Below are 23981 nucleotides of genomic sequence, written 5' to 3'. Positions count from 1 at the left end.
AGCGAACAACTCTGCTCCGAATACAGATTACCCGAAAAGATTCAGTACACCATCCAACCCCACGTGGTTGAGGCAATAAGTAGCCTGCGCCTGCACTACCGGTTTAGCATGAAAAGCGATGCCCACTCCTGCCGCACCCAGCATTTTGATATCGTTCGCACCATCACCGATGGCAATCACCTGCTCTTTGGATAGCCCCAGTGCATCTCGTTTTTGCTTGAGAATCTCCCCCTTGGCGGTTGCGCCGATGATATTGCCCAGCACTTTCCCGGTTAGTTTGCCATTCTGAATGTCGAGTGTGTTAGCAAAAGCATAATCCAGCCCCAGACGCTTCATGATCCGCTCGGTAAAAAAGGTAAAGCCACCGGAAACCACCATCGTCTTGATCCCAACTGATTGCATGCATTGCAGCATTTTTTCCGCACCCAGACTCAATCGTAGCCGTTCGTCATAAACTCTTTGCAGCACACTTTCTGGCAGACCTTCAAGCAATGCAGCGCGACGAGTAATGCTCTCCGCAAAATTGATCTCTCCGCGCATGGTGCTTTGCGTAATGGCTGCAACTTCAGCTTTGATCCCATGAAAATCGGCGATTTCATCGATAGACTCGATCGCCAGCAATGTAGAATCCATATCCATGACTACCAGACCAAAATCAGCCAGTTTTTTTCCTGGCGGCACGAATGCAAAGTCGAGAGTAGTCTGCTTGCAAAAAGATTCAATCTCCGGATGCGGTTGCGCATCGAGCATTCGGAATGCTTCTCCCGTTATGCGCTCGATCTGACTCGCCCCGGCCAGTTTGGCCAGCGCCCGCAAGTCGCTGTTTTCTATTTCGGTTCCTTGAATGATCAGATTCATATCGTTTGGTTAAAAGTAGTTCGTCTATTAACAGTCAGCATCACTCGCGCAATCACCACTTAAATTGGTATCAACCGGCATATTGTACCCGTCCTGTGTTGCTCGGGCAGGTCTACTGCCGTTCACCAATATCATCTGGCTACCCCGACTGATTCGCGCACCTTGAGCGACTCCCGCGCAATTAAGGCTTCCCTGGCAGGGATGCTATAATCACGGAAATCAATTTACTGCGACTCCGATATGCCGACGCCCCATCTTACCGCTGATTTGAGCGGCCCTATCTTTGATCTGGAAAAACGTATTCTCGACGCCATGCCAACCATTGAACACTGGTTGCGCAAGCAATGGATCGAGCATGCGGTTCCTTTTTATTGTTCGGTTGATCTGCGTAATAGTGGCTTCAAGCTTGCGCCAGTGGATACCAATCTTTTTCCAGGCGGGTTCAATAATCTGAACCAGACATTCATCCCGTTATGTGTACAGGCGATGATGACCGCAGTTGAAAAGATTTGTCCGGATGCGAGCAATATTCTGCTGATACCGGAAAATCATACCCGTAACACCTTTTATCTGCAGAATGTTGCTACGTTGCAGGCGATCATGCAGCAGGCGGGGTTGAATGTCCGTATTGGCTCGCTGTTGTCGGAAATCACACAGCCTACACCGATCACCCTGCCCAATGGAGATACGCTGCTGCTGGAACCCGTCGAGCGCAGCGGCAACCGGCTGCGTACCAGCAATTTCGATCCCTGCGCGATTCTGCTCAATAATGATCTATCTGGCGGGGTGCCTGCCCTTCTTCAGAATCTGCAACAGATTATTCTGCCGCCATTGCATGCAGGCTGGGCAACGCGCCGGAAGTCATTGCACTTTAGCGCCTTCGATACGGTAGCGCAGGATTTTTCTGAACTGATCGGCATTGATCCATGGCTGATCAACCCTTACTTCACCTCATGCGGCAAGGTGAATTTTCACGAGAAACAAGGAGAAGATTGCGTCGCCGCTGCAGTCGATGAAATCCTGCGGGAGATCCAGGAAAAATATACGCAGTACGGTGTCAAGGAAAAACCGTTTGTCATTGTCAAGGCAGATTCCGGGACTTACGGCATGGGAATCATGAGCATCAAGGACAGCAACGAGGTTTATCAGCTCAACCGCAAGCAACGCAACAAAATGGCTACGGTCAAGGAAGGCCTGCAGGTCAGCAATGTGCTGGTACAGGAAGGGGTCTATACCTTTGAGAGCATCAACCAGGCCGTAGCTGAGCCGGTCATTTACATGATTGATCGTTATGTGGTTGGCGGTTTTTACCGAGTTCACACTGGCCGTGGTGTCGATGAAAATCTCAATGCACCAGGCATGCATTTTGAACCACTGGCATTTGACACCACCTGCGTTCAGCCAGACCGTGCCGCCCAACCGGATGCGGTTCCCAATCGATTTTATGCCTACGGAGTCATTGCCAGACTGGCGCTGCTGGCTGCTGCCATTGAGCTGGAACGTTATACACAGCAGACTGCTGCACTGTCGATAGCCACAACCCGATGAAACTGGCTTTCATTCTCGATCCACTCGATACCCTCAATCCCAGGAAAGATTCGAGTTACGCAATGATGCTCGAAGCGCATGCCCGTCAGCATCAGATTTATGTGCTTCAGCAAGGGGATATCATCTGGAGGAGTGGGGTAGTCACAGGTTTTGCCCGCAAACTCGACTTTGTCGATCCTTCCATCAGGGGCAATGTCTGGTATCAGCAGGAAGAGCGTCAGGAATTGGCGCTTGCGGAGTTCGACGCGGTGCTGATGCGCAAGGATCCACCGTTCGACATGGAGTATGTTTACAGCACTTATTTATTGGAGCTGGCCGAGGAGCAAGGTGCATTTGTAATCAACCGCCCCCGGGCCATCCGTGATCACAACGAAAAGCTTGCCATCATGGAGTTTGCGCCGTTCATTCCGCCGTCTCTGGTGACGCGGCAGGAAGCCCTCATTCGTGATTTTCTGGCTGAACATAAAGATATCATTCTCAAACCACTCGATGGCATGGGCGGCGCCAGTATTTTTCGGGTGCATAGCACCGATCACAATATTGGTGTAATCATTGAAACGCTCACCCACTACGGAACACGTACCATCATGGTGCAGCGTTTTCTGCCGGAAATTGTGGAAGGGGATAAGCGAATATTGCTGATTGCCGGTCAACCGGTCGCACAGGCGCTTGCGCGCAAACCCAAACCCGGAGAAACACGCGGCAATCTTGCCGCTGGTGGTACGGGAATTGCGCAACCTTTATCACCTCGTGATCGGGAAATTGCTGAAATGCTCGGCGAAATTCTATATCGGCGTGGATTGATGCTGGTTGGGCTGGACGTGATCGGAGATTATGTGACAGAAATCAATGTCACCAGCCCCACCGGAATGCAGGAAATTACTGTGCAAAGCGGCATCAACGTGGCGGGTCTAATGATCGACGCGCTGGAAAATAGCATTCGCATACGCAACACCTGACGACTACGCTGCCGCACCGCGAATCTTGTTAACCATGTTCTCCAGTTTTGCAACATCCGGCACGCCCAACGTGTGCCCATTGCGCTGAATCAGTCCATCCCGGGTCAAATCATTCAGCTCACGAGTCACCGCTTCCCGATGTGTGCTGATGAAACACGCCAGTTCCGCGTGCGTTGGAACCGGATTGATGACGGCAGAATTGGCTGAAACCATGTGGATTTTCGCCAGCCGCAACAGTTCAACATGAATGCGATGCCGCACACAGAGCGTGTGATCGTATACACGTTCTGTCAGCCGTCGTACCTGACCCGCAAGGCGCTTCAGAATTTCGGTACAAAAATCGGGGCTGGCATGAATCAATTCCAGAAAAGCTTTGCCAGACATGGAGGCCAACAGTGCATTGGTTTTGGCGACAGCCGCTGCGGATCGAGGCAGTCCATCAATCGCCGTCAGTTCACCAAACATCTCTCCCGCTGGCAAATCACACAGGATCACCTCATCGCCGGATAACGCATAATAATGAATGCGAATCGTCCCTTCCAGAATGAAAAAGACACTGTTGGATTTGTCGTGATAACGCACAATCTCCTCACCTGCGGCGTAGCGCTGTTGATGGCATGATTGCCCGATTTTTTCCGGGTTATCTGAAAAAAATTCCTGAAGCTCCCTGACGGCCTCGAATAGCAATGGAGGCGAATCAGCTAAAAAATGATTGGTGCGGGTAGATATACTCATCATCAATACTCCCTGTGTTATTCAAGCCAAACTATCCGTAACACTTACCATGAATCCCGAATCGCCCATTCTCGAACCCAGGTAAACTCAAATAGACATTTAACTTACAACAGCTTATTGCGAACTAAGGATCGGGCCACCTGTTTTAACATATTCCAGCTGTCCATGAATGAGCACTTTTGTTGCGTAATATAGGTAAGCAATCCCCACCCCGGGAGGACACTCCACGTAGAAATGCTGATTAACAAGATCGTGATTTGTTAACCCACCGACCAAACCATAGGTAAACCCTTTATTTTCTTTGAGAGAAATAGCCAGTACAGTCTGGGTGCCGCTATTATGCTCTTCAGCAATAACGCGCTGACCCGCCGGGTGATGAGGGTTATATTTAAGCACATAGCTGTACGCCATTTCCACTCTCCTTGTCTAAAAGGACCCTAAGCCGAACAAAGCAACGGATTGCCTGTTTTAACATACTCCACTTGTCCAAAAACGACTTCTCTATTTGCCCTATACAAACAACAACGATTATTTTCGTGCTCAAGATAAAAATGCTGACCATAGTAAGCTGGATTTGCACCGTAATAAGTGAATCCCCCTTCAATATAAAAAGTTGTGGGAACACCATTATTATATTCGGTAATGCCGCAACGCTCACCCTGTCTTCTATGGGGTTCATGTGTGACTACGTAGGAAAAACTGGATGAATAACTATATTGACGCGATTCTCCAGCCAGCGAGTTCACGACAAGCGTAGCAGGCTGATCGAAATCCTTTTCAACCTGAAAAAAGAGAGTGCGGTTATGGATATCCCTGAAGACTACTGAGCCAATTTCACCCATTTGCCTGCCTGCTTCGATTGTACTCAAAATTTCCGATAATGCTTTTTTGATATCTTCGCTCAAAAGCGTTACCGTCAACTTGCTTTCTTTTATGCATTCAGTCATAGCGACTCTCCTTCAAAAATTAAATGTTGCTCTCAGTAAAAACGTGCGCTCCGGCAAGAATCGAGGCGCTGTAAATTCAGATTGATAAAAATTCCAGCTTCTGAAGAAAAACTTTTCGTCGAGCAGATTTTTGATTTCAAAGCTGAGGATTCCCCGGCGCCGGGGTAACCTGAAACCAGCATGTAAATCCAGTAGAAAGAAAGAGTCGAAACCAGCATTTTTACTATCTGCCTTGCGTTTCAGGTCCTGACTGACAAATGTAGAAGTAAACCGCGCAAAAACCCCTGTGGGATGAAAATACTCGGCTGACAAAGGCACGCTTAATGTTTCAATCGCTACCGGATCCTGCTTATCCAATTTGATTTGATTCTTAACATCATTTCGCGTAAATCTTTCAAATTGTATCTCGCTGCGAAATGCCCAGTAAGGATGCGGGGTATGGTAGAGATATCCGCGTAAAATCTGTTCTTTCTGTTTCTCAAATTCAACGATTTCCGATGATAGCATTCGCTCAAATTGAGGGACATGCATGGCTCGTTCCGAGATTTCCATCCCGGTATAAAACTGCTTCGCCAACCGTGAATCCAGGCCGATACCGACACGACGGGATTCTGATCCGTTGAGATCATCAAAGAACTGGTTAAAGCCTGCAATCTGGGTGGGTTCCAATGTTTGTTGAGCGATCAGATGCGGTTTGGTCATTTCAAACCAGGCAAATCGCAAACGCAAATCTTCCAGAATATCCCACTGAACCCCTATCTTGGGATTTAATTTACTTGTTTGTTTTTTAGTATCTTCATTGAAAACAATCCTGGAATCGTCATGACTCAATCCCAAGGTTGCTGTCAAATTTTTGAGCAGGAGGAAATTTGAGTACATATAAACATTGTTCCGGTAAACATCATTGTCAAGCCGGTAAACGCCGCCCCCCAGGACAGAATTAAAATGTTTACTTCTGAACAGATGTTGAGCTTCGGTCTGGAAGCCGTATAGTCTTGTGAAATCCGCATTTCTGCTGGGTTTCTCCGATCTATCCAGATATCTTCCAGAAAAAAGCAGATCCTGGTTTTGTGACAGGGCATATCTTGCGCCAGCTCTCGCAACATACTCATTTATCTCTCTGTGTGAATTTGGATTAAAAATCCGGGGATCAAAATCCTGAGGCAGGTCGCCATGTTCCGACTCCCGTCTTCTGAATTCCGCCTGTACATTGAATTTTGGCGTCACCGCATACTGCATGAAAGCATTGTAAACGTTGTGTGTCTGGTCATTATTGGGGCGAAACCCTTTGGTCTGATAATGCAACTGGCCTACGCTGATCGAGGCGCGATCGAACAGGGCGGAGGCGACGACTTCGTCGCCCAATGTGCCGTTACTGCCAAGCATGCCGGACGCTACCAGTTGCGGCTTGTTGCGCTCCATCAACGGGGCAAATTCGTTGAATCCCGGCGCCGACAATCCGGTGCCGGTGATGATGTTGAGATCAGCAACCGCCATGCGCGGCTGTACCGGGTTGACGTTGATCGGCTGTAGCAGTTGCGCCTGCAGCAGTTCACTGGTGCGGGCGATTTCATGGCGTGGAATATTGGCATAGGCATCCGACAGAAAACGGTGTGCGGAATGGCTGGAAGGATCAAAACTTAGCGATTTTGCAGTTTCCATCAGCGCGCGTTTTTCAAAACCGAGATTGTCGTAAATACGTGCCAGACTCGATCCGCGTGCGGCCTGATCCTGGTCGAGCAGTAGCTTTGAGCGATAGACCGCGCGATTATTGTTCAGCCCGATCGATTGCTGGATATCGTGCAGTGCTTCTATCGGCCGGTTCTGTGTCTGTTTCTGGATGGCATCATATAGCCAGGGAGTCGGATCAAGCGGATCACGCAGCCGGGCAAGATCAAACTGGGTACCGGCAAGGCCATAACGTTTCTCTTCAAAATAGGCTTTACCAAGATAGCTGCGAATCAGTGAATTGGCAGGATCAAGGCTCGCAGCAATTTCGATCTCGATACGCCCGGCCTCAAGTTTGCCTTCACGCACCAGCGCAAGCCCCAACCCCAGTCGCGGCAGGGGATCGGCCTGATCGAATATTATGGCCTGATTGAATGCAGCCTTGGCCTGCTGCATATCGATACGTAGCAGATGCGCGAATCCGAGCATGGCCTGAGTTCTGCCCAGACGCGGATCGAGGCGAACCGCCTGCTGCGCAGCTTCCAGTGCGCGATCGAGATCACCATCAGCCATCCGCAATTCCGCCAACCGCGACCATGCAAGTGCGGATTGTTCATCCAGGCTAACGGCTGTCTCAACACTGGCAAGCGCCGCTTCGATGTCAAAATGTGCCTGTTGTACGTAGGATAAAGCGAGTTTGGCAACCGGCGATGCCGGATCATGCTCAACCGCCTGGTTTGCCAGAGCGAGTGCGGCGCCTTTGTCATTCTGCACGACAGCGATGATGGCTTGCAGGGCATAGGCGTTGCTGTTACCAGATTCGAGCCGTTGTGCCGCATCGATACTGTCTCTGGCCTCCATCACACGTCCAACCGACAGCAGCAAACCGGCACGGAAGGTCAGCAGTCCTGCTGTCCGCTCAGATGAATCCATTTCACCCAGGAGTTCCAGCGCTGACTGCAGCTGACCTTGCCGGTAATAGTCGAGAACCTGTTGCCAGATCAACGTCGCAGATTCAGAAAATATCCCCCTATCCAGCCGATGATCGATGACAGCCGGATAATAAAGTGCCCACTGCACCGCATCCACCGGGCGAACCATCTCCGCCTTGCGAGGCGCCTGATCTCTCAATGTAATGGCGGATTCCTGATCTGCCAGCAATACACTGCCGTGTGCATTGCTCGCGCTGACTTTCCCCTCATAAACCACGATGCGGACCTGATCGAGATCGGAATCAATAAGAAACTCCGTACCTTCAACGCCGGCATTGATAATGGGTGTTTTGATCCTGAAAGGCCTGGGTGTGCGGGTGATGATGTGCAACTTGCCTTCCAGCAGTTCCAACAACGTGGCGGACTCCGTCTTGGCAGGCGCAGTGATGATCACGGAGGTTTTCTGATCGAATCGCAGCATGCTGTCATTGCTGAAACGCAGCGCCACACGACTGTGCGCACGCACACTGACCCAATCACCCGGGCAAAAGACGGTACCCAGTTCCACTCTACGCCAGTGAGATTCGCCACTGCGACGATATTCCGTAATTCCTTCGACTGAGACCGCGCGCGCTGCGATGATGACGCAAGGAGCAGCAGGAATTGATTCATCTGCGAGCGCGACACCACCAGCAAGAATGAGCAGCATGCTGAACAAAATCTGCCATAAAAGTTGGCAGGTTTTGTGTCGTTCCTGTTTTCCCATACGGAAGACGTACATCACTTCACCCTATTAAGCAAGAGGTTATATGCCAATGATACCGGCTATGCGCTTCCCATGCTAGATGGATACCAGCATCTACAGGAAAGATTTTATGTATTTTCAGTCAGAGTTCCTGTGACTTTTGTCACAGGAATGCCTTATAGATGAATGACGGATACCGACTTGACCTTGACATCTTTACCAATCAACGGGAAAATGCGCTTGTTTCAGACTTAACGTGGCGAATTAGCTCAGTGGTTAGAGCAGCGGAATCATAATCCGTTGGTCCGGGGTTCAAATCCCTGATTCGCCACCATTGCCTACTTGTAGATTCTGCTCAGACTACCTTTTCCTGCAAATTACTTCTTACAGGAAGTAAAGCTTGCTTTCCATATGGGTTGATCATTGAACTCGCCCGGCCTTACTTTCTATGCCAGGCCAGTTTTGTAGTTGCATATTAGCCAGCTCATTAAATCGCTATTGAGGGTGTCCCTACACGACATATATCGCTGATTCACAGAACAGGCCTATATCTACTCCTATTAAATACAGGCCGCGCTGATCTTGAAATTTTATCGGTATAATAGCCACGTATCACTGCAGGAATTTACCCTTTCATAAAAAAGTCAAAGGAGCAGGATTTGATACCCTCACCAATACGTGTCGCCATTACTGGTGCGGCAGGACAGATTGGCTATAGTCTATTGTTTCGAATTGCCGCTGGCGACATGCTTGGGAACGACCAAACTATCAGTCTTCGGCTGCTTGATATTCCAACGTCTGCCAACGCATTAAATGGTGTTCTAATGGAGCTTCAGGATTGTGCATTCCCCCTGCTGGCCGATGTCAGTATAACTCATGATCCCTTAGTGGCATTTGATCAGGTTGATCTTGCTATACTCGTTGGAGCACGTCCTCGCAGCAAGGGAATGGAACGAAAGGATTTATTAACAGCCAACGGTGAAATTTTCAGCAAACAAGGCCAAATTCTGAATCAGGTTGCCAAGCGAAATGCAAAAATTCTAGTCGTGGGCAATCCTGCTAATACCAACGCCTACATTGCCATGAAGAACGCACCTGATTTACCCATCGAAAATTTTTCTGCAATGCTGCGCTTGGATCACAATCGAGCGCTTTCCCAACTGGCGATAAAATTAGATCAGCCTGTTAAACAATTCAGAAAAATGGTGGTGTGGGGGAATCATTCCTCAACGCAGCTTCCGGATTTGTATCACGCTGAAGTGAATGGAGATCGTGTAACGCGATGGATCAACGACTCGTCCTGGATTGAAGACTTTTTTGTTCCAACCATACAGCAGCGCGGGGCAAAAGTAATTGAAGCACGGGGGCTGTCGAGTGCAGCAAGTGCCGCTAACGCCGCCATTAATCACATGCGCGATTGGATATTTGGCACCAGTCAGGATGACTGGGTTACCATGGGCGTCCCATCAGATGGTAGTTACGGTATTCCTGAGGGGGTTATTTACGGTTTTCCAGTAACCTGCGCAGATGGCAAATACAGCATTGTAAAAGGACTGGATATCCATTCTGCCTATCGTGATAAATTGTACTCCAGCTACCAGGAGTTAATTGAAGAGCAACGTGTAATCAAGCACTTGTTACCACAATAGGTTGATTAGCAAGATTATCTTCTACATATGTCAATACTTCCCGCACATGACCATCTACTTTGACACCCCGCCAATCATTGAGTAGTCGACCTTTATCATCCAGTATGAAAGTACTGCGTTCTATTCCGCGCACCTGCTTACCATACATATTTTTCATTTTCATTACCGAAAACTGCTGACATACCGTTTCGTCAGGATCACTTAATAATTCAAATGGCAAATTATATTTTTGCTTGAATTTTATATGTGATTTTAAACTATCTCGTGATACACCGACAATTTCACAACCAAGCTGACGAAAGTCAGCATAGCTATCCCTAAATTGCTGACATTCATTGGTACATCCAGGTGTATCGTCTTTCGGGTAAAAAAAGAGAACTAGATATTTGTTTTTGCTTACTTCGGATAACAGTCTGAATAGTTTCTCACTGGTAGAAGTAACTTCAAAATCTGGAATAGATTCTATAACCATAAATATCCGTCACTCCAAATTAAGGAACTTGTTGGTCTATTGTTACAGTAACATCCGTATCACCAATCTTAACTGGCTGACTGTATCCTTCCAGATCCCCACTGGCAGGTACCGCCTGCCCTGTTTTACTGATACGCGCACCAATCACTACTTCCGGAAAACTGGAGAGCTTCATCGCCGGAGTCATCGCCATTCCGTCATCAAGTGTAAATACTACCGGAAGATCCCTGACCTGCACTCTCAGAATTGCCAATGGCATCTTCGGCCCCGTGCTCGCTCTGGCAAAAACAAACAATGTATCCGCAGCAGAAACTTTGCTTGCTAACGTAGAGCTTAAAGTCACTGTTCCCGATATACTGGGAACGCCTGTAGTTTCTAACTGCTTTGTTGTTTTATCTGGGTTAGCAGTAGCTGGAATATCCGCTTCTACATCAATGCGTTGGGCCAGTTGCGCGGACGCGGAAGATTCATTATTTTCACCAGCCATGGATTTTGCTTGTACGATACTTTCCGAAATGGATTTGGCAAACTCCGATTCAACCGGGATTTGTGCCAGTAAACGTTCCCAGAATATCGCTGCGGTGTTGAATTGTTTTTTCTCAAACTCAACTGTGCCAGCCAGTGCCAATGCTTTGGGGTAATTAGGATCAATTTGCAGCGCCTGGTCAATCAGTTGTGCAGGCTTTCCAATTAAGCTTCCATCATTTGTCATTGCCAGGACATCAGCGTAATCACTTAAAAACTGAGGGTTTTCTGGCTGTATCTCGACTAGTTTTGCATAAGCACCGCTTGCCTCATCAAAACGCCCCATAATAGCGTAGCTACGTGCCAGCATCAGCCAGCCTTCAATATCCTCCGGATTGTCTTGCAGGCGTGCAATGAGGTTCTCCATAACGGATTTAATTTGAGCATGGCCATCCGGCATCCCCTCAGTGCCATTTGAATGAAACTGGGTAGCGCTGGCCAGATGCGACTGTGAAAGCAAGCCGCGTGCATCGCCAATCACCGTGTATAGATAAACTGCCAGCAGAGGAACCGCCAGAAAAATGACGATGGTGGCAGCTATTCCATGACGTTTTACAACAAGTGTTTTAACAAAGGGAGGTTCTGTTGATAAATCCTGCAACATACGTTTTTGCAATTCTTCCTTGCTCGCCTCATACTGCTCGCGAGAGAGAATATCATTACGCAAATCCTCATCAAGCTCGGCCATCTGATCCTGATATATATTGACATTAACCCCTTCTCGCTCTACATTTTCTTTTCCCGGCGCATAGCTTCTCAGCAAGACCGGAATGACAAACAATAACGCTGTGACAATAAATATTCCGGCTAACACCCAAAATGCGGTCATACTGATTAATCCTTATTTGCAGCTTTCATGAGCGACTCTATCCGCTTGCGCTGATGCTCGGTTAATGGAGATTCTTTTACTTGCGCACGGCGATGTTTAAGGTAGAAAATTAACGAAACAATACCACCCAGGAAAAAGACGAATGGTCCGAACCATAGCAGCCAAGTAGTCGGTTTCATTGGTGGATCGTAAAGCACAAAATCGCCGTAGCGCGCCACCAGAAACTCTATGATTTCATTATCACTTTTATTTGCCTGCATTTGCTCGCGTATTTCGCGCCGTAAATCATTAGCAAACTCCGCACGTGAGCCGGCAAGTGATTCATTTTGACATACCAGACAACGTAGATTTTCCGCAAGATTGAGCATACGTTTTTCAAGAACAGGATCTTCCGCTACCAATGGAGCTTCATTGGCTAAGCTTATTCCACAAAAAATCAATAGCACTAAGGCAAGCACACATAGCCTAACAATTACAATCAACTGAAATCTCACCGAACTAATCATCATTAATTAACCTTTCAGCTCATTTATCAAAGGTAGGATCTTATCTTCCAGTGATTTAACCGTTACTGGACCAATATGTTTGTACCTGATAATGCCTTCTTTATCTATTACATAGGTTTCTGGCACACCATAGACGCCATAATCAATACCGACACGTCCGTCCGTATCAGCAATACTGATTACATAAGGATCACCAAACTGTTTGAGCCATTGCAGTGCAGTATCACGCTGATCTTTATAGTTAAGGCCAAAAATTGGCACGATTCCCAAACGGGACAATTCGACCAATAAGGGATGTTCGTCACGACAGGCAACGCACCAGGAGGCCCAGACATTAAGCATCCATACCTTACCAATATTATCTTCAGAGGAAAATACCTTGTCATTATCGTGAAGCTGTTGAAGCTGAAAAACAGGTGCAGGTTTGTCAACAAGCGGCGACGGCACCTGACGCGGATTTAGCGTCAACCCAACCCCCAGAAATATTACAACCACGATAAAAATGACCAGAGGTAATAAAGAACGCGTCATGACTTGCTGCCTTCTGGCAAAGAAGTCGAATTGACAACAACGTCTACCGGCAAATCATCTATTTTTGGTCCAGCAGAATCAGAAATGGGGTAAGCCGAAGATTTCTTTTTAATTGCCAAACGATACCGACGATCTGATGCTGCCAATATCCCGCCCAATGCCATGAATACGCAACCGAGCCAGATCCAGAGCACGAATGGTTTGTGATAAACACGAACAATCCAAGCACCATTTTCTACCGGCTCTCCTAAAGCAACGTATAAATCGCGTGTTAAACCAGTATCAATGGCAGCTTCAGTCATTGGCATACCGGACGCGTTATAGGTTCTTTTCTCGGGATGAAGCACGCTCACTTTTTGACCATTTTGCATTACCAGGATTTCTCCCAGCATCGCACTGTAGTTTGGCCCAGTAGTTGGCATGGCCCCATTAAACTGGAAGGTATAGTCTTCGAGTGACACCGTGCTGCCAATATCCATCCGAACATCTTTTTCTATTTCATAACCATTGACCAGAGTCACGCCAACAATAAATACCGCCACTCCAAAATGCGCACAATGCATTCCATAAAAACTTCTTGATTGCCTTGACAGCCTGGCAAGCACGCCGTCTTCTCCACTACTGCTAATTCGATGTTTAATCCCTACCACCACACTAGCCATAATCCAGAAAGCCATCAATAAACCAAAACTAACCAATGGCTTCCATTCTCCCATCATAAATGGCACGACGATAGCGGTAACCATGCTCACTGCAAACGCCCAGCGCATACGAACCATCAGATCAGGCAAGCTGGTTTTTTTCCAGCGTGCAATCGGACCCAAACCTATTAAGAATAACGCTGGCGTCATCAAAGGTACAAATACCGCTTCAAAGTAGGGAGGACCAACAGAGATTTTACCAAGATCCAACGCATCAATGATTAGGGGATAAAGCGTCCCCAGAATGACGCTACCAGCAGCGACAAGCAGCAAAACATTGTTAGCGAGTAACATGGTTTCGCGTGAAGCCAGTTCAAAATTACCACCCATTCCAACTTTTGGTGCACGCCAGGCAAACAATGCCAAAGAGAAACCAACGACCACCACCAGATAAACCAGAATAAAAATACCCCGTGCAGGATCAGTAGCAAATGCATGTACAGAGGTCAGCACACCAGAACGCACCAGAAATGTCCCCAGCAAACTAAGCGAGAAAGCAGAAATTGCGAGTAAAACGGTCCAACTTTTAAAACTACCACGCTTTTCCGTTACCGCCAGAGAATGAATTAATGCTGTTCCAACCAGCCATGGCATAAAAGAAGCGTTCTCTACGGGATCCCAGAACCACCACCCCCCCCAACCAAGTTCATAATAGGCCCACCAGCTTCCGATCATGATCCCGATTGTTAAAAATACCCACGCAACAGTTGTCCAAGGGCGCGACCATCGTGCCCAGGCGGCATCCAGTTGTCCGCTTAATAACGCTGCAACTGCAAATGCAAATGCCACTGAAAAACCAACATATCCCATATACAACATCGGAGGGTGAAGCACCATGCCAGGATCTTGCAGTAGCGGATTCAAATCACTGCCATCGATAGCAGCAGGCAACAATCGGTCAAACGGATTGGATGTAAACAACAAAAAAAGGATAAAACCTACACTCACGAGACCCAGAACACCCAATACACGAGCCACCATGTCATCCGGCAATTTCTGGCTAAATACACTGACGGCAACCGACCAACCAGCCAACATGGTTACCCACAGCAACAGCGATCCTTCATGCGAACCCCAGGTCGCCGCAATCCGAAAATGAAGCGGCAATTGGGAGTTTGAGTTGGAGGCCACATTGAGTACCGAAAAATCATTTGAAGCAAAAGAATAGGCAAGGCATCCAAAAGCAATTATTATAAATACAAATTGACCCTGCACAGCTGGTCTGGCCAGCGCTATCCATGACGGTATCCCTCGAGTTGCACCAATAATAGGTAGCGTTCCCTGAATTAACGCCAACAGCATCGCCAGTATGAGCGCAAAATTACCAAGTTCTGGAATCATTGTTCATCATCCCTTATTGAAAAATCACCATGAAAATTAATCATATTGTTTTAAGACAGATTGCTGTGCCTTTGCCGCTTGCTCCAACGCACTGGCTGCTTCTGGTGGCATATAGTTTTCATCATGCTTCGCCAATACCTCATCCGCATAAAAGACACCATCCGCAGCAATCTTGCCTTGCGCGACTACGCCTTTACCTTCCTTGAATAAATCGGGAAGAATGCCCTGGTAGGCCACTTTGATAACTTGTGCCGTATCGGTAATAGCAAAGTTGATTGTAGTACCGTCACCCTCTCGCTGAATTGAGCCTTCCTCCACCAATCCACCAATCCGGAAACTTTTACCTATTGGCGCTTCATTAGCAGCCACCTGTGTGGGGGTAAAGAAAAACACCAGATTACTTTGAAATACATTCAGTACCAGCAAGACAGCGACTGACAACGCACCCACACCGGCTGTAATAAGCGCAATTTTTTTATGACGCGGTTTCATTCTGTTCCTCAAATAGATGATTTCTCATTCAGACCAAGCTGTTTATGCAAAGTTCTAAAGCGTTTTTTTGCCAAAATTACCTCGCCAACCACACACAGCAAAGCAACGCCATACGACCCCCATACATAAAACCCGTACCCCCCCATCGAAATAAATGTCGACCAACTATCCCATTTCATGATTGCGCAACTCCTCCTTTCAGTTCTGCCACCCATGCAGCGTGGCTTTCTCGTTCAAGTATGATGGATCGGGTACGAATCAGTATCATCACGATTGAATACATCCAAGCAGCCAAAGTCATGATCAACATCCCGGTCAGCATAGCTGTTGCCATCTTAGGTGACTGCACCAGGCTGACCGATGCTCCCTGATGCAGGGTATTCCACCATTGAACCGAAAAATAGATAATTGGAATATTCACAACGCCAACCAGTGCAATTATGGCGCCCGCTTTATCCGCGCGCCGCGGATCATCGATTGCTGCTTGCAATGACATAAATCCAATATATAAGAAAAACAGGATCAACTCTGACGTCAAGCGTGCGTCCCACACCCACCAGGTTCCCCACATCGGCTTGCCCCACCACGCACCCGTCCAAAGCGCAAGAAATGTAAACATGGCACCTGTAGGTGCTATCGCGCTCGCAACCATAGAAGAAAGCCGTGTATTGAATGCCAACCCCATTCCCGCCCAGAAAGCCATTACCAAATACAGAAACATTGACATCCAGGCAGCCGGCACGTGAATAAAAATAATGCGATAGGCCTCACTTTGCTGAAAATCTGTTGGCGCCACGAAGAAACTGACATACAAACCAATAAACAGCAATAGCACAGCAATAACCACAAAAAAAGGAATCATCCTCCCCGCAAGAAAATAAAAAGTTGCGGGTGATGCATATTTAAACCAGTTGATTGCCATATTCTTTAATAGGTTTACGAAAAATTCAGTTTAAGAAAGACAAGCTGGCTAGCCATAGAAGGGCAGCCACGGACTCATCCCATCGATATCCTGAGCGATGCTGCCGTCGCCCAAGGCGAACATACAATGGAAACCAACAAAAATGCACCCAGCAAAGAAAAATGTGCTTCCGACCCCAATCCGGCAGCGCTCGCCTCAACAGCACCAGCACCAAAAATCAGTATGGGAACATAAAGTGGCAAAACCAGCAGCGAAACCAATACGCCCCCACCACGAAGACCAAGTGTTAATGCCGCACCAATTGCGCCAATCAGGCTTAAAACAGGCGTTCCCACCAAAAGTGAGAGTGTCAGCACTGTCAATGATTCCACCGGTAAATCATATTGAATACCCAATACTGGCGCGATCAAAACCAGCGGAACACCGGTCACCAGCCAATGTGCGATTGCCTTACCCACAACCAGCGCAGATAGTGAAACTGGTGATATCAACATTTGCTCAAGTGTCCCGTCCGCATAATCACTGGAGAACATACGCCCCAGCGCCAGCATGGAAGCAAGCAGAGCCGCCACCCATACAATGCCAGGAGCAATCACTCTCAGTATATTCATCTCGGGGCCAACACCCAAAGGAAACAAACTCACGACGATAATAAAAAAGAAGAGGGTAGTGAGCACATCTGCACGACGTCGCATGGCTAATAACAAATCCCGCTTGATAATCCAGAAAATCATTTTTTTCTCAAGAGAAGATCAGGTGCTGCGAGTTTTTTGCAGAAATATCTATTTCCTGATGCGTAGTCATAACGACCAGGCCACCCTTGGATAAATTATATTCCAGCAGCTTTCTGATCAAATCGACTGCTGTCACATCCAGAGCAGTTAGTGGCTCATCCAGAATCCACAGTTTTGTTCGCGTCACCATCAAACGTGCCAAGGCTACTCTGCGACGCTGACCCTGTGACAATACCTTGACGGGTAGCGATTCCCTGCCCATCAATCCAATCTGCCCCAGCGCTTCCTTTGCTTGCTCCTCATCAATCTCGTTTCCAGCCAGCGCACAGGATATCCGTAAATTCTCGATAGCGGTCAGATCATCCTTGATACCACCCAAATGACCCAGATACGTCATAACCCGGCAATAATCCCCATCAAGTTCGCGTATCCCCGTTCCATTCCATGAAATTTCGCCCTCATCTGGTATCGATATCCCACAAAGCAATCGTAGCAGACTCGTTTTTCCACTGCCATTAGCCCCACTCACTAGCAATAATCCGCCCTCATTGACCGAGAAGCTAATATTTTCAAACAGCTTGTGATTTCCCCTGGAAAATCCCAGATTATTGGCAGTCAGCATCCGAATTCAACAAACCAGTCGGTAAATGTCAAAGAGAGTCATTATAACGCATTCATTTCAGTTTTCTTTCCTTGGTTAGCTATTAACCAGCAGAAGAAATTTAATCAGGTTTTGTTAGGCTTGTGCCAACAATACTTTTTTTGGTACCAAAGTGTCACTTTCCTGCCACGCACCCAATCCCAAAAAATAATTATTCTCATCGTACACTCTCAACATGCCATCTTGCTGTGGTTGTTGATTTGCAGCTACCAATTTCCGGATAGCCTGCCCCTGCTGAAAGCGCGAGACTTCCTGATTATTAAGCATAATGCGCGGCATATCCTGTAACAGGCCATCTACCGGAAGCAAAAACCGGGTACGTGAAATCTGTGGCTCCTGTTCAAGCTCTTTCAGAGTACAGGACTGGGACAACTCAAAAGATCCTATGCTAATACGATTCAATGCGGTTAAATAGGCGCTCTCGTAGCCCATTTTTTTGGCAATATCCTCGGCAAGCGTGCGTATAAATGTACCGGAGCCACACCGAACTGTAATCGTCATCTCCCTTTTGCTCCAAGCATCAAGAGAGATATCATGAATAAAAATTTCGCGAGGCTGACGCTCGATAGTAATACCTTCACGCGCATAACGATACAGCGCCTTGCCATCTTTTTTCAATGCGCTATACATCGGCGGTATTTGGCTGGACTGCCCAAGAAAAGTATGCACCACATCAGCAACTTGCTGAATATCCAATTTGGCCGAAATTACATCTGGATCGATAAGCTGCTCAATAACGCCTTCAGCATCCCCGGTATTGCTCACATACCCCAATTTCATTGTCGCCGTATAGGTCTTGTCTGCCTGTAGCAAAGCAGAGGAAAACCTGGTCGCCTGCCCAAGGCAAACAGGGAGCAAACCCTGTGCCATGGGATCAAGTGTGCCGGTATGTCCTGCCTTGGTTGCAGCCAATAATCGCTTACTTACCTGCAGAGCACGATTGGACGTAATGCCAGAGGGTTTGTTCAGCAGCAAAATACCGTTGACTGGCGCGGTGTTACTCAGACTTGCCTCTTTTGATAAGAGGAAGGAAAAGGATGCATAACAAGAGGTTTATGATAGGATTGATCAATCAAACTTTACCAACTGCCTCATCAATCAACTTTGATAGACGCACCCCTCGTTCAATGGATTCGTCATATAAAAAATGTAGCTGCGGGGTCACTCTGAGCTTGATTTTTCTTGCTAACTGACTACGCAAAAAACCATTCGCATGTTCCAGGCCCTCCTTGGCAGACTGCACGTTTTCTGCTTCACCCAACACACTAAAAAAAACCTTAGCATGTGAATAATCACGAGTTACTTCAACTCCGGTCAGGGTAACCAACCGCAGGCGTGGATCGCCTATTTCGTTTTGAATCAGAGTGGCCAGCTCTCGCTGAATTTGATCAGCAACCCGAAAAACGCGCGACAAGTCTTTTGCCATACCTACCCAAAAATTTGACAACAATCAAGCACCGATAAAATCTGACTCAGGAATACTTACAACAATACCCGTTCGGTTTCAATGATCTCATAAACCTCAATCTGATCCCCTACCTGTATATCATTGTATTTCTTAAGGGAAAGACCACACTCAAATCCGGCCTTGACCTCCTTAACATCCTCTTTAAAACGTTTCAGGGAATCCAAGCCATCTGTTTGAATAACAACCCCGTCACGCAACACCCTGACCTGCGCCTCGCGCTTCACCAGCCCTTCCAAGACATAGCAACCAGCCACCACACCAATCTTGGGTATTCGGTAAATTTCACGAATTTCAACCATACCAATGGTTTTTTCTTTGCGTTCGGGAAGCATCATGCCCGAGAGGGCTTTTTTAATCTCATCAACCGCTTCATAAATAATGTTGTAATAGCGAACATCAACACCGGTTGATTCAACAAGCTTGCGTGCACCCAAATCAGCACGGCAATTAAATCCAATGATGACAGCCTTGGATGCCAGTGCCAAATTAATATCAGATTCAATAATCGCCCCAACACCACTATGCACAATATTGATTTTTACTTCATCCGTTTCAATTTTTTTCAGGGCATACTCCAGTGCTTCACTGGAACCCTGTACATCAGACTTGATAATTAAATTCAGAATCGTCATGCCTTCTTTCTGGCCAAATATATCCTCCATTTTGGCAACCTGGAGTTTATCCAGTCTGACATCACGGAATTTCCCTTGGCGGAAAAGGGCAATCTCCCTTACTTTACGCTCATCATCCAATACGATAAAAACCTCTCCTGCTGTCGCCACATCGGACAACCCCTGTATCTCAACAGGTATGGATGTGCCGGCTTCCTTGACTGATTTTCCCAGCTCATCCTGCATCGCGCGAATTCTGCCAAATACGGCTCCAGTCAACACCACATCACCACGTTTTAATGTCCCGGATTGCACCAAGACAGTAGCAACGGGACCTCGACCTTTATCCAGACGCGATTCAATCACAATACCTTTTGCCGGTCCGGTTTTAACAGCCTTCAGTTCCAGCAATTCAGCCTGTAATAACACAGCTTCCAGCAAATCATCTATCCCTTGACCCGTCTTGGCAGAAACCGGCACAAACATGGCATCTCCGCCCCATTCTTCAGGCACAACGCCATGATTGACAAGCTCCTGCTTGATGCGATCAAAATTTGCCTCTGGTTTATCCATTTTGTTAACCGCCACGATAATGGGTGTTTGCGCGGCTTTGGCATGATGAATCGCTTCAATCGTTTGTGGCATCACGCCGTCATCCGCCGCCACCACCAATATCACTAGATCGGTTACCTTTGCGCCACGTGCGCGCATGGCTGTGAATGCCTCATGCCCGGGCGTATCGAGAAAGGTAATCATTCCATGGGAAGTCTCCACGTGGTAAGCACCAATATGTTGCGTGATTCCTCCTGCCTCCCCTCCGGCTACCCGAGTCATCCGAATGTAATCAAGCAACGACGTCTTACCATGATCGACATGCCCCATTACGGTCACAATAGGCGCACGGGATTCTGGATTAGCCTGCGTATCTGACGAGACCGACTCCTCCAGAAAAGACTCCGGATTGTCTGGCGCGGCAATTTTGGCAATATGCCCCATTTCCTCAACCACAATCATCGCGGTTTCCTGATCAAGCATTTGATTGATGGTAACCATCGTGCCCATTTTCATCAATACCTTGATCACCTCAGCCGCTTTAACTGCCATTTTCTGTGAAAGAGCAGCTACTGATATGGTCTCTGGAACCATCACCTCATATGTAACTCGTTCCGTTGGCGCCAAAAAAGCATGTTGTGCCTGGGTATCATGCGCTTTATTTTTTCCGCCACCATGTCTGTCTCTGCGAACGCGCCAACCCTGCCCCCCCGATGTATCTCCACGAACCTTGGTTTCGCGGCGCCTACCGGGTTCTTCTTTCTGCGGGCTAGTCTGTTTTTTCTTCTTGTCCGCTTTCTCCTCCAGCTTGACAGCCGGTTTGTGAATGGTGCGTTCAGGTGTTACTGGTTTAGACTCCGCAGCAGCAGGCATTTCTGCCACCGCAGTCGCCGGAGAAGCAACTATTTCATGTGCTGAAGCTGTTACCGATATTTCTGCCTGCGCAGGTTCTGCAGGTTGTTCGTCCGCTTTACCAGCCGCCTGTTTTTTTCGCTTATCAAGTTTTGCCTGCTTTTCCTTCAACTCCGCAGACTGACGCGCAATCAATTCCGCTTGCTTTCTAGCTTCTTCCTCACGTAACGCCTGCTGCGCAGCATCGATAACGGGTTTTGTTGTCGCTGACTCAGCAGGTTCGGTAACCGCTTCAATTTCCAACGCTGCCGATTCTGCTGTTCCAGAAACATCGGCGCTTTGAGTCAATAGTCTTCGTTTACGCACTTTGACTTCAATTGTTCGCGCTTTTCCCGCACCATCGGATTGTCTGATTTCCGTGGTATGTTTGCGAGTGAGGGTAATTTTTCCCTTAGGCGCACCGGTTCCATGGGCTTTACGCAAGTGATCGAGAAGCTGCGTTTTATCCGTCTCGGTTACCGTATCCGTTGCTAATTTTTTGTGCACACCTGCGGCCTGAAGCTGCTCAAGCAGCAACTCCGGCAGAATTCCCAGGTCTTGCGCAAACTGCTTTACCGTCATTTGAGTCATCAGCAACCTTTTATTTACCTCAAGCTATACTTTACAGGTCATCACCAATACACTTAGTTGGCGATGACCACATTCATTCTATTAGTATGGTCTGTACTAATTTATATTAAAAAATATCGAGCTTCTTTATTGTTGGCACTACATAAACCAATGTTCACGCGCCTTGATAATAATGGCGCTTGCTTGCTCAAAATCAATACCAGTCAACTCAACCAGGTCATCTGCCGCCAGATCAGCCAGCGCATCCCGGGAACTGATTCCCTTAGCCGTTAACTGTCGAGCGAGATCCAGATCAACACCTTCAAGATCAAACAGTTCTTCAGCAGCATGTTCAATTTTTTCTTCTGAGACAATTGCGTCAGTTAGTAAAACATTGCGCGCTCGATTACGTAATTCATCGACCGTTTCCCGATCAAACTCTTCAATTTCCAGCATTTCTTCCAGCGGAATATACGCCACCTCCTCCAGAGTAGAAAAACCCACGTCAACCAAAATACGCGCAACCTCTTCATCAACATCCAGTTTCTCCATAAAGAGCCGGCAATTCACCGTAGCTTCTTCTTCACTTTTTTCCTTGGATTCTTCAACTGTCATGATGTTCAGATGCCAGCCAGTCAATTCAGATGCCAAACGCACGTTCTGTCCGCCTTTACCGATGGATTGCGCCAGATTATCCTCATCTACCGCAACATCCATGCTATGGCTGTCCTCGTCCAGCGTAATGCCACTTACTACAGCAGGCGCCAGCGCGTTGACAACAAATGTAGCGATATCCTCCGACCACTGAATAATATCAACTCGCTCTCCAGCAAGCTCATTGGTCACTGCTTTTACCCTTGAACCAACCATACCGACACAGGTACCAATTGGATCAACACGAGGATCATTGGATTTAACCGCAATTTTTGCTCTGAATCCTGGATCTCTCGCGGCCCCCTTAATTTCGAGCACGCCTTCTTCAATCTCCGGCACTTCCTGCTCAAACAGTTTAATCAGAAATTGTGGTGAGGTGCGGGATAAAACCAGCTGCGGACCACGCGCCGACTTGTCAACCTTCAGTATATAGGCACGCACACGATCTCCCATACGAAGATTTTCGTGTGGAATCATTTGATCACGCGGCAGAAGTGCTTCAATTTTCCCAAATTCGATGATGGCATTGCCTCGATCGAGGCGTTTGATTACACCAGAAATAACCTGCTCGCCACGTTCCAGGAAATCACTCAGATTCTGTTCGCGCTCAGCATCGCGTATTTTTTGGAAAATAACCTGCTTCGCCGCCTGCGCGCCAATCCGGTCAAATGGGATGGATTCCATGGGCTCCTGAATTTCATCGCCTTCGGCCACATCTTTCTGGCGCACCAATGCTTCACTCAGTGCAATTTGCTGCGCAGGATTATCAACAGCATCATCAGGCACAACCAGCCATCTGCGATAACTTTGAAAGTTTCCCGTACTCTGATCGATATTGATCACAACATCAAGATCATCCTGGAAATGCTTCTTGGCAGCAGAAGCCAGAGCCATTTCAAGCGCAGCAAATACAATCCCCTTGCTAACGTTCTTTTCATGTGCCAACGCATCGACCAGTAACAAAATCTCGCGGCTCATATTCCTCCAGCCATATTTTTAACCTATAAGATTACTCTTGAACAAACCACTTATCCAAATTTTGGAACTAATCGCGCTCTATCCACATTACCCAACTGAATTTGCCGCAACTCACCCTCTATTTCCAATGTCAGAACATCGTCTTGCACTGCATGCAGCTTCCCTACGAAATTCTTTTGCCCGTCACAGGAAAGCCGTAACCTGATACGAACCATTTCCCCTTGGTAACGAAAAAAATCGGCCTTTTTCTTCAATGGCCTATCCAAACCCGGCGATGAAACCTCCAGTCGACTGTACGCAACATTTTCGACCGCCAGCAGTTGCGCCAGATGGTTGCTGATAGCAACACAATCTTCCAGGGTAATACCGACATCCTGCCTATCCACGAACACACGCAGCAACTTACCAGGTGACGGCTGTTCAACCTCCACCAGTTCATAACCCATCCCCGTCAAGGTCGGCTCGAGCAACTCAAATAGCAACATAACTCCGCCACAAATAA

The 23981-nt window shown here is 47.6% G+C and carries 23 protein-coding genes and 1 tRNA gene; 4 read left to right on the top strand and 20 right to left on the bottom strand.

Annotated features, from left to right (window positions below):
• Nucleotides 1-27: 27 nt before the first annotated feature.
• Nucleotides 28-858 (bottom strand): phosphoserine phosphatase SerB, encoded by an 831-nt coding sequence (gene serB, locus IPG31_10430; GenBank protein MBK6618741.1) that lies wholly within the window; start codon nucleotides 856-858, stop codon nucleotides 28-30.
• A gap of 240 nt (nucleotides 859-1098) precedes the next feature.
• Between serB and gshA the strand changes: the two genes are divergently transcribed.
• Nucleotides 1099-2406: a glutamate--cysteine ligase gene (gene gshA / locus IPG31_10425; GenBank protein ID MBK6618740.1), complete on the top strand. Its 1308-nt coding sequence runs from the start codon at nucleotides 1099-1101 to the stop codon at nucleotides 2404-2406.
• Nucleotides 2403-3365, top strand: a complete 963-nt coding sequence (gene gshB / locus IPG31_10420) for a glutathione synthase (protein MBK6618739.1) — start codon at nucleotides 2403-2405, stop codon at nucleotides 3363-3365. The genes gshA and gshB overlap by 4 nt, the downstream gene beginning before the upstream one ends.
• A gap of 3 nt (nucleotides 3366-3368) precedes the next feature.
• Here gshB and IPG31_10415 read toward each other — a convergent pair whose 3' ends face one another.
• The 4 genes from IPG31_10415 to IPG31_10400 all read right to left on the bottom strand — a co-directional run bounded on the left by IPG31_10415 (nucleotide 3369) and on the right by IPG31_10400 (nucleotide 8428).
• Complete coding sequence (locus IPG31_10415; GenBank protein ID MBK6618738.1) at nucleotides 3369-4100, bottom strand: Crp/Fnr family transcriptional regulator; 732 nt, start codon at nucleotides 4098-4100, stop codon at nucleotides 3369-3371.
• A 114-nt stretch (nucleotides 4101-4214) separates the two neighbouring features.
• The gene (locus tag IPG31_10410) at nucleotides 4215-4511 is read right to left on the bottom strand and encodes a hypothetical protein (GenBank protein ID MBK6618737.1); all 297 of its coding nucleotides are present in this window, start codon (nucleotides 4509-4511) and stop codon (nucleotides 4215-4217) included.
• A gap of 26 nt (nucleotides 4512-4537) precedes the next feature.
• Nucleotides 4538-5047, bottom strand: a complete 510-nt coding sequence (locus IPG31_10405; protein ID MBK6618736.1) for a hypothetical protein — start codon at nucleotides 5045-5047, stop codon at nucleotides 4538-4540.
• A gap of 12 nt (nucleotides 5048-5059) precedes the next feature.
• Nucleotides 5060-8428, bottom strand: a complete 3369-nt coding sequence (locus IPG31_10400; GenBank protein MBK6618735.1) for a TonB-dependent receptor — start codon at nucleotides 8426-8428, stop codon at nucleotides 5060-5062.
• A gap of 222 nt (nucleotides 8429-8650) precedes the next feature.
• Between IPG31_10400 and IPG31_10395 the strand changes: the two genes are divergently transcribed.
• Nucleotides 8651-8726: transfer RNA gene (locus tag IPG31_10395), tRNA-Met, on the top strand.
• Between the two features lie 325 nt (nucleotides 8727-9051).
• The gene (locus tag IPG31_10390; GenBank protein MBK6618734.1) at nucleotides 9052-10041 is read left to right on the top strand and encodes a malate dehydrogenase; all 990 of its coding nucleotides are present in this window, start codon (nucleotides 9052-9054) and stop codon (nucleotides 10039-10041) included.
• Here IPG31_10390 and IPG31_10385 read toward each other — a convergent pair.
• From IPG31_10385 to rimP, 15 genes are all read right to left on the bottom strand, one after another.
• Nucleotides 10019-10513, bottom strand: a complete 495-nt coding sequence (locus IPG31_10385) for a peroxiredoxin (GenBank protein ID MBK6618733.1) — start codon at nucleotides 10511-10513, stop codon at nucleotides 10019-10021. The genes IPG31_10390 and IPG31_10385 overlap by 23 nt on opposite strands.
• 19 nt (nucleotides 10514-10532) lie before the next feature.
• On the bottom strand, nucleotides 10533-11867 hold the full coding sequence (ccmI, locus tag IPG31_10380; protein ID MBK6618732.1) for a c-type cytochrome biogenesis protein CcmI: 1335 nt from the start codon (nucleotides 11865-11867) through the stop codon (nucleotides 10533-10535).
• A gap of 5 nt (nucleotides 11868-11872) precedes the next feature.
• Entirely contained in the window at nucleotides 11873-12373 is a 501-nt protein-coding gene (locus tag IPG31_10375; GenBank protein ID MBK6618731.1) for a cytochrome c-type biogenesis protein CcmH, read from the bottom strand.
• A gap of 6 nt (nucleotides 12374-12379) precedes the next feature.
• The gene (locus IPG31_10370) at nucleotides 12380-12904 is read right to left on the bottom strand and encodes a DsbE family thiol:disulfide interchange protein (protein MBK6618730.1); all 525 of its coding nucleotides are present in this window, start codon (nucleotides 12902-12904) and stop codon (nucleotides 12380-12382) included.
• The gene (locus IPG31_10365) at nucleotides 12901-14946 is read right to left on the bottom strand and encodes a heme lyase CcmF/NrfE family subunit (protein MBK6618729.1); all 2046 of its coding nucleotides are present in this window, start codon (nucleotides 14944-14946) and stop codon (nucleotides 12901-12903) included. Before IPG31_10365 ends, IPG31_10370 begins: the two co-directional genes overlap by 4 nt.
• Before the next feature lie 36 nt (nucleotides 14947-14982).
• A complete protein-coding gene (gene ccmE, locus IPG31_10360) occupies nucleotides 14983-15438 on the bottom strand; it encodes a cytochrome c maturation protein CcmE (protein MBK6618728.1) in 456 nt (151 codons plus the stop codon).
• Nucleotides 15439-15446: 8 nt separating this feature from the next.
• Entirely contained in the window at nucleotides 15447-15617 is a 171-nt protein-coding gene (ccmD, locus tag IPG31_10355) for a heme exporter protein CcmD (protein MBK6618727.1), read from the bottom strand.
• On the bottom strand, nucleotides 15614-16360 hold the full coding sequence (gene ccsA / locus IPG31_10350; GenBank protein MBK6618726.1) for a cytochrome c biogenesis protein CcsA: 747 nt from the start codon (nucleotides 16358-16360) through the stop codon (nucleotides 15614-15616). The genes ccmD and ccsA overlap by 4 nt, the downstream gene beginning before the upstream one ends.
• Nucleotides 16361-16434: 74 nt before the next feature.
• Entirely contained in the window at nucleotides 16435-17094 is a 660-nt protein-coding gene (gene ccmB, locus IPG31_10345) for a heme exporter protein CcmB (GenBank protein MBK6618725.1), read from the bottom strand.
• A 7-nt stretch (nucleotides 17095-17101) separates the two neighbouring features.
• Nucleotides 17102-17716 (bottom strand): cytochrome c biogenesis heme-transporting ATPase CcmA, encoded by a 615-nt coding sequence (ccmA, locus tag IPG31_10340; GenBank protein ID MBK6618724.1) that lies wholly within the window; start codon nucleotides 17714-17716, stop codon nucleotides 17102-17104.
• A 114-nt stretch (nucleotides 17717-17830) separates the two neighbouring features.
• Complete coding sequence (truB, locus tag IPG31_10335) at nucleotides 17831-18760, bottom strand: tRNA pseudouridine(55) synthase TruB (protein ID MBK6618723.1); 930 nt, start codon at nucleotides 18758-18760, stop codon at nucleotides 17831-17833.
• Nucleotides 18761-18827: 67 nt separating this feature from the next.
• Nucleotides 18828-19181, bottom strand: a complete 354-nt coding sequence (gene rbfA, locus IPG31_10330) for a 30S ribosome-binding factor RbfA (GenBank protein MBK6618722.1) — start codon at nucleotides 19179-19181, stop codon at nucleotides 18828-18830.
• A gap of 56 nt (nucleotides 19182-19237) precedes the next feature.
• Nucleotides 19238-21868: a translation initiation factor IF-2 gene (gene infB, locus IPG31_10325; GenBank protein MBK6618721.1), complete on the bottom strand. Its 2631-nt coding sequence runs from the start codon at nucleotides 21866-21868 to the stop codon at nucleotides 19238-19240.
• Between the two features lie 138 nt (nucleotides 21869-22006).
• Nucleotides 22007-23479, bottom strand: coding sequence for a transcription termination/antitermination protein NusA (gene nusA / locus IPG31_10320; GenBank protein ID MBK6618720.1), 1473 nt, complete (start codon nucleotides 23477-23479; stop codon nucleotides 22007-22009).
• Nucleotides 23480-23529: 50 nt separating this feature from the next.
• Nucleotides 23530-23964: a ribosome maturation factor RimP gene (rimP, locus tag IPG31_10315; protein ID MBK6618719.1), complete on the bottom strand. Its 435-nt coding sequence runs from the start codon at nucleotides 23962-23964 to the stop codon at nucleotides 23530-23532.
• Nucleotides 23965-23981 lie beyond the last annotated feature (17 nt).

It is taken from the genome of Nitrosomonas sp. (genome assembly GCA_016703745.1).
In the GTDB taxonomy this organism is placed as follows: domain Bacteria; phylum Pseudomonadota; class Gammaproteobacteria; order Burkholderiales; family Nitrosomonadaceae; genus Nitrosomonas.
The sequence above is the reverse complement of the archived record's forward strand: the minus strand, read 5'-3'. Positions and strand labels throughout refer to the sequence as shown.

Bases quoted from the DNA above. Each gene is read 5' to 3' on its own strand.
- serB (MBK6618741.1), bottom strand. From the start codon at position 858: ATGAATCTGATCATTCAAGGAACCGAAATAGAAAACAGCGACTTGCGG.
- IPG31_10400 (MBK6618735.1), bottom strand. From the start codon at position 8,428: ATGTACGTCTTCCGTATGGGAAAACAGGAACGACACAAAACCTGCCAA.
- nusA (MBK6618720.1), bottom strand. From the start codon at position 23,479: ATGAGCCGCGAGATTTTGTTACTGGTCGATGCGTTGGCACATGAAAAG.
- IPG31_10385 (MBK6618733.1), bottom strand. From the start codon at position 10,513: ATGGTTATAGAATCTATTCCAGATTTTGAAGTTACTTCTACCAGTGAG.
- gshB (MBK6618739.1), top strand. From the start codon at position 2,403: ATGAAACTGGCTTTCATTCTCGATCCACTCGATACCCTCAATCCCAGG.
- IPG31_10405 (MBK6618736.1), bottom strand. From the start codon at position 5,047: ATGACTGAATGCATAAAAGAAAGCAAGTTGACGGTAACGCTTTTGAGC.
- gshA (MBK6618740.1), top strand. From the start codon at position 1,099: ATGCCGACGCCCCATCTTACCGCTGATTTGAGCGGCCCTATCTTTGAT.
- ccmB (MBK6618725.1), bottom strand. From the start codon at position 17,094: ATGATTTTCTGGATTATCAAGCGGGATTTGTTATTAGCCATGCGACGT.
- rbfA (MBK6618722.1), bottom strand. From the start codon at position 19,181: ATGGCAAAAGACTTGTCGCGCGTTTTTCGGGTTGCTGATCAAATTCAG.
- IPG31_10370 (MBK6618730.1), bottom strand. From the start codon at position 12,904: ATGACGCGTTCTTTATTACCTCTGGTCATTTTTATCGTGGTTGTAATA.
- ccmA (MBK6618724.1), bottom strand. From the start codon at position 17,716: ATGCTGACTGCCAATAATCTGGGATTTTCCAGGGGAAATCACAAGCTG.
- IPG31_10365 (MBK6618729.1), bottom strand. From the start codon at position 14,946: ATGATTCCAGAACTTGGTAATTTTGCGCTCATACTGGCGATGCTGTTG.
- ccmI (MBK6618732.1), bottom strand. From the start codon at position 11,867: ATGACCGCATTTTGGGTGTTAGCCGGAATATTTATTGTCACAGCGTTA.
- rimP (MBK6618719.1), bottom strand. From the start codon at position 23,964: ATGTTGCTATTTGAGTTGCTCGAGCCGACCTTGACGGGGATGGGTTAT.
- IPG31_10410 (MBK6618737.1), bottom strand. From the start codon at position 4,511: ATGGCGTACAGCTATGTGCTTAAATATAACCCTCATCACCCGGCGGGT.
- ccsA (MBK6618726.1), bottom strand. From the start codon at position 16,360: ATGGCAATCAACTGGTTTAAATATGCATCACCCGCAACTTTTTATTTT.
- ccmD (MBK6618727.1), bottom strand. From the start codon at position 15,617: ATGAAATGGGATAGTTGGTCGACATTTATTTCGATGGGGGGGTACGGG.
- IPG31_10415 (MBK6618738.1), bottom strand. From the start codon at position 4,100: ATGAGTATATCTACCCGCACCAATCATTTTTTAGCTGATTCGCCTCCA.
- ccmE (MBK6618728.1), bottom strand. From the start codon at position 15,438: ATGAAACCGCGTCATAAAAAAATTGCGCTTATTACAGCCGGTGTGGGT.
- infB (MBK6618721.1), bottom strand. From the start codon at position 21,868: ATGACTCAAATGACGGTAAAGCAGTTTGCGCAAGACCTGGGAATTCTG.
- IPG31_10375 (MBK6618731.1), bottom strand. From the start codon at position 12,373: ATGATTAGTTCGGTGAGATTTCAGTTGATTGTAATTGTTAGGCTATGT.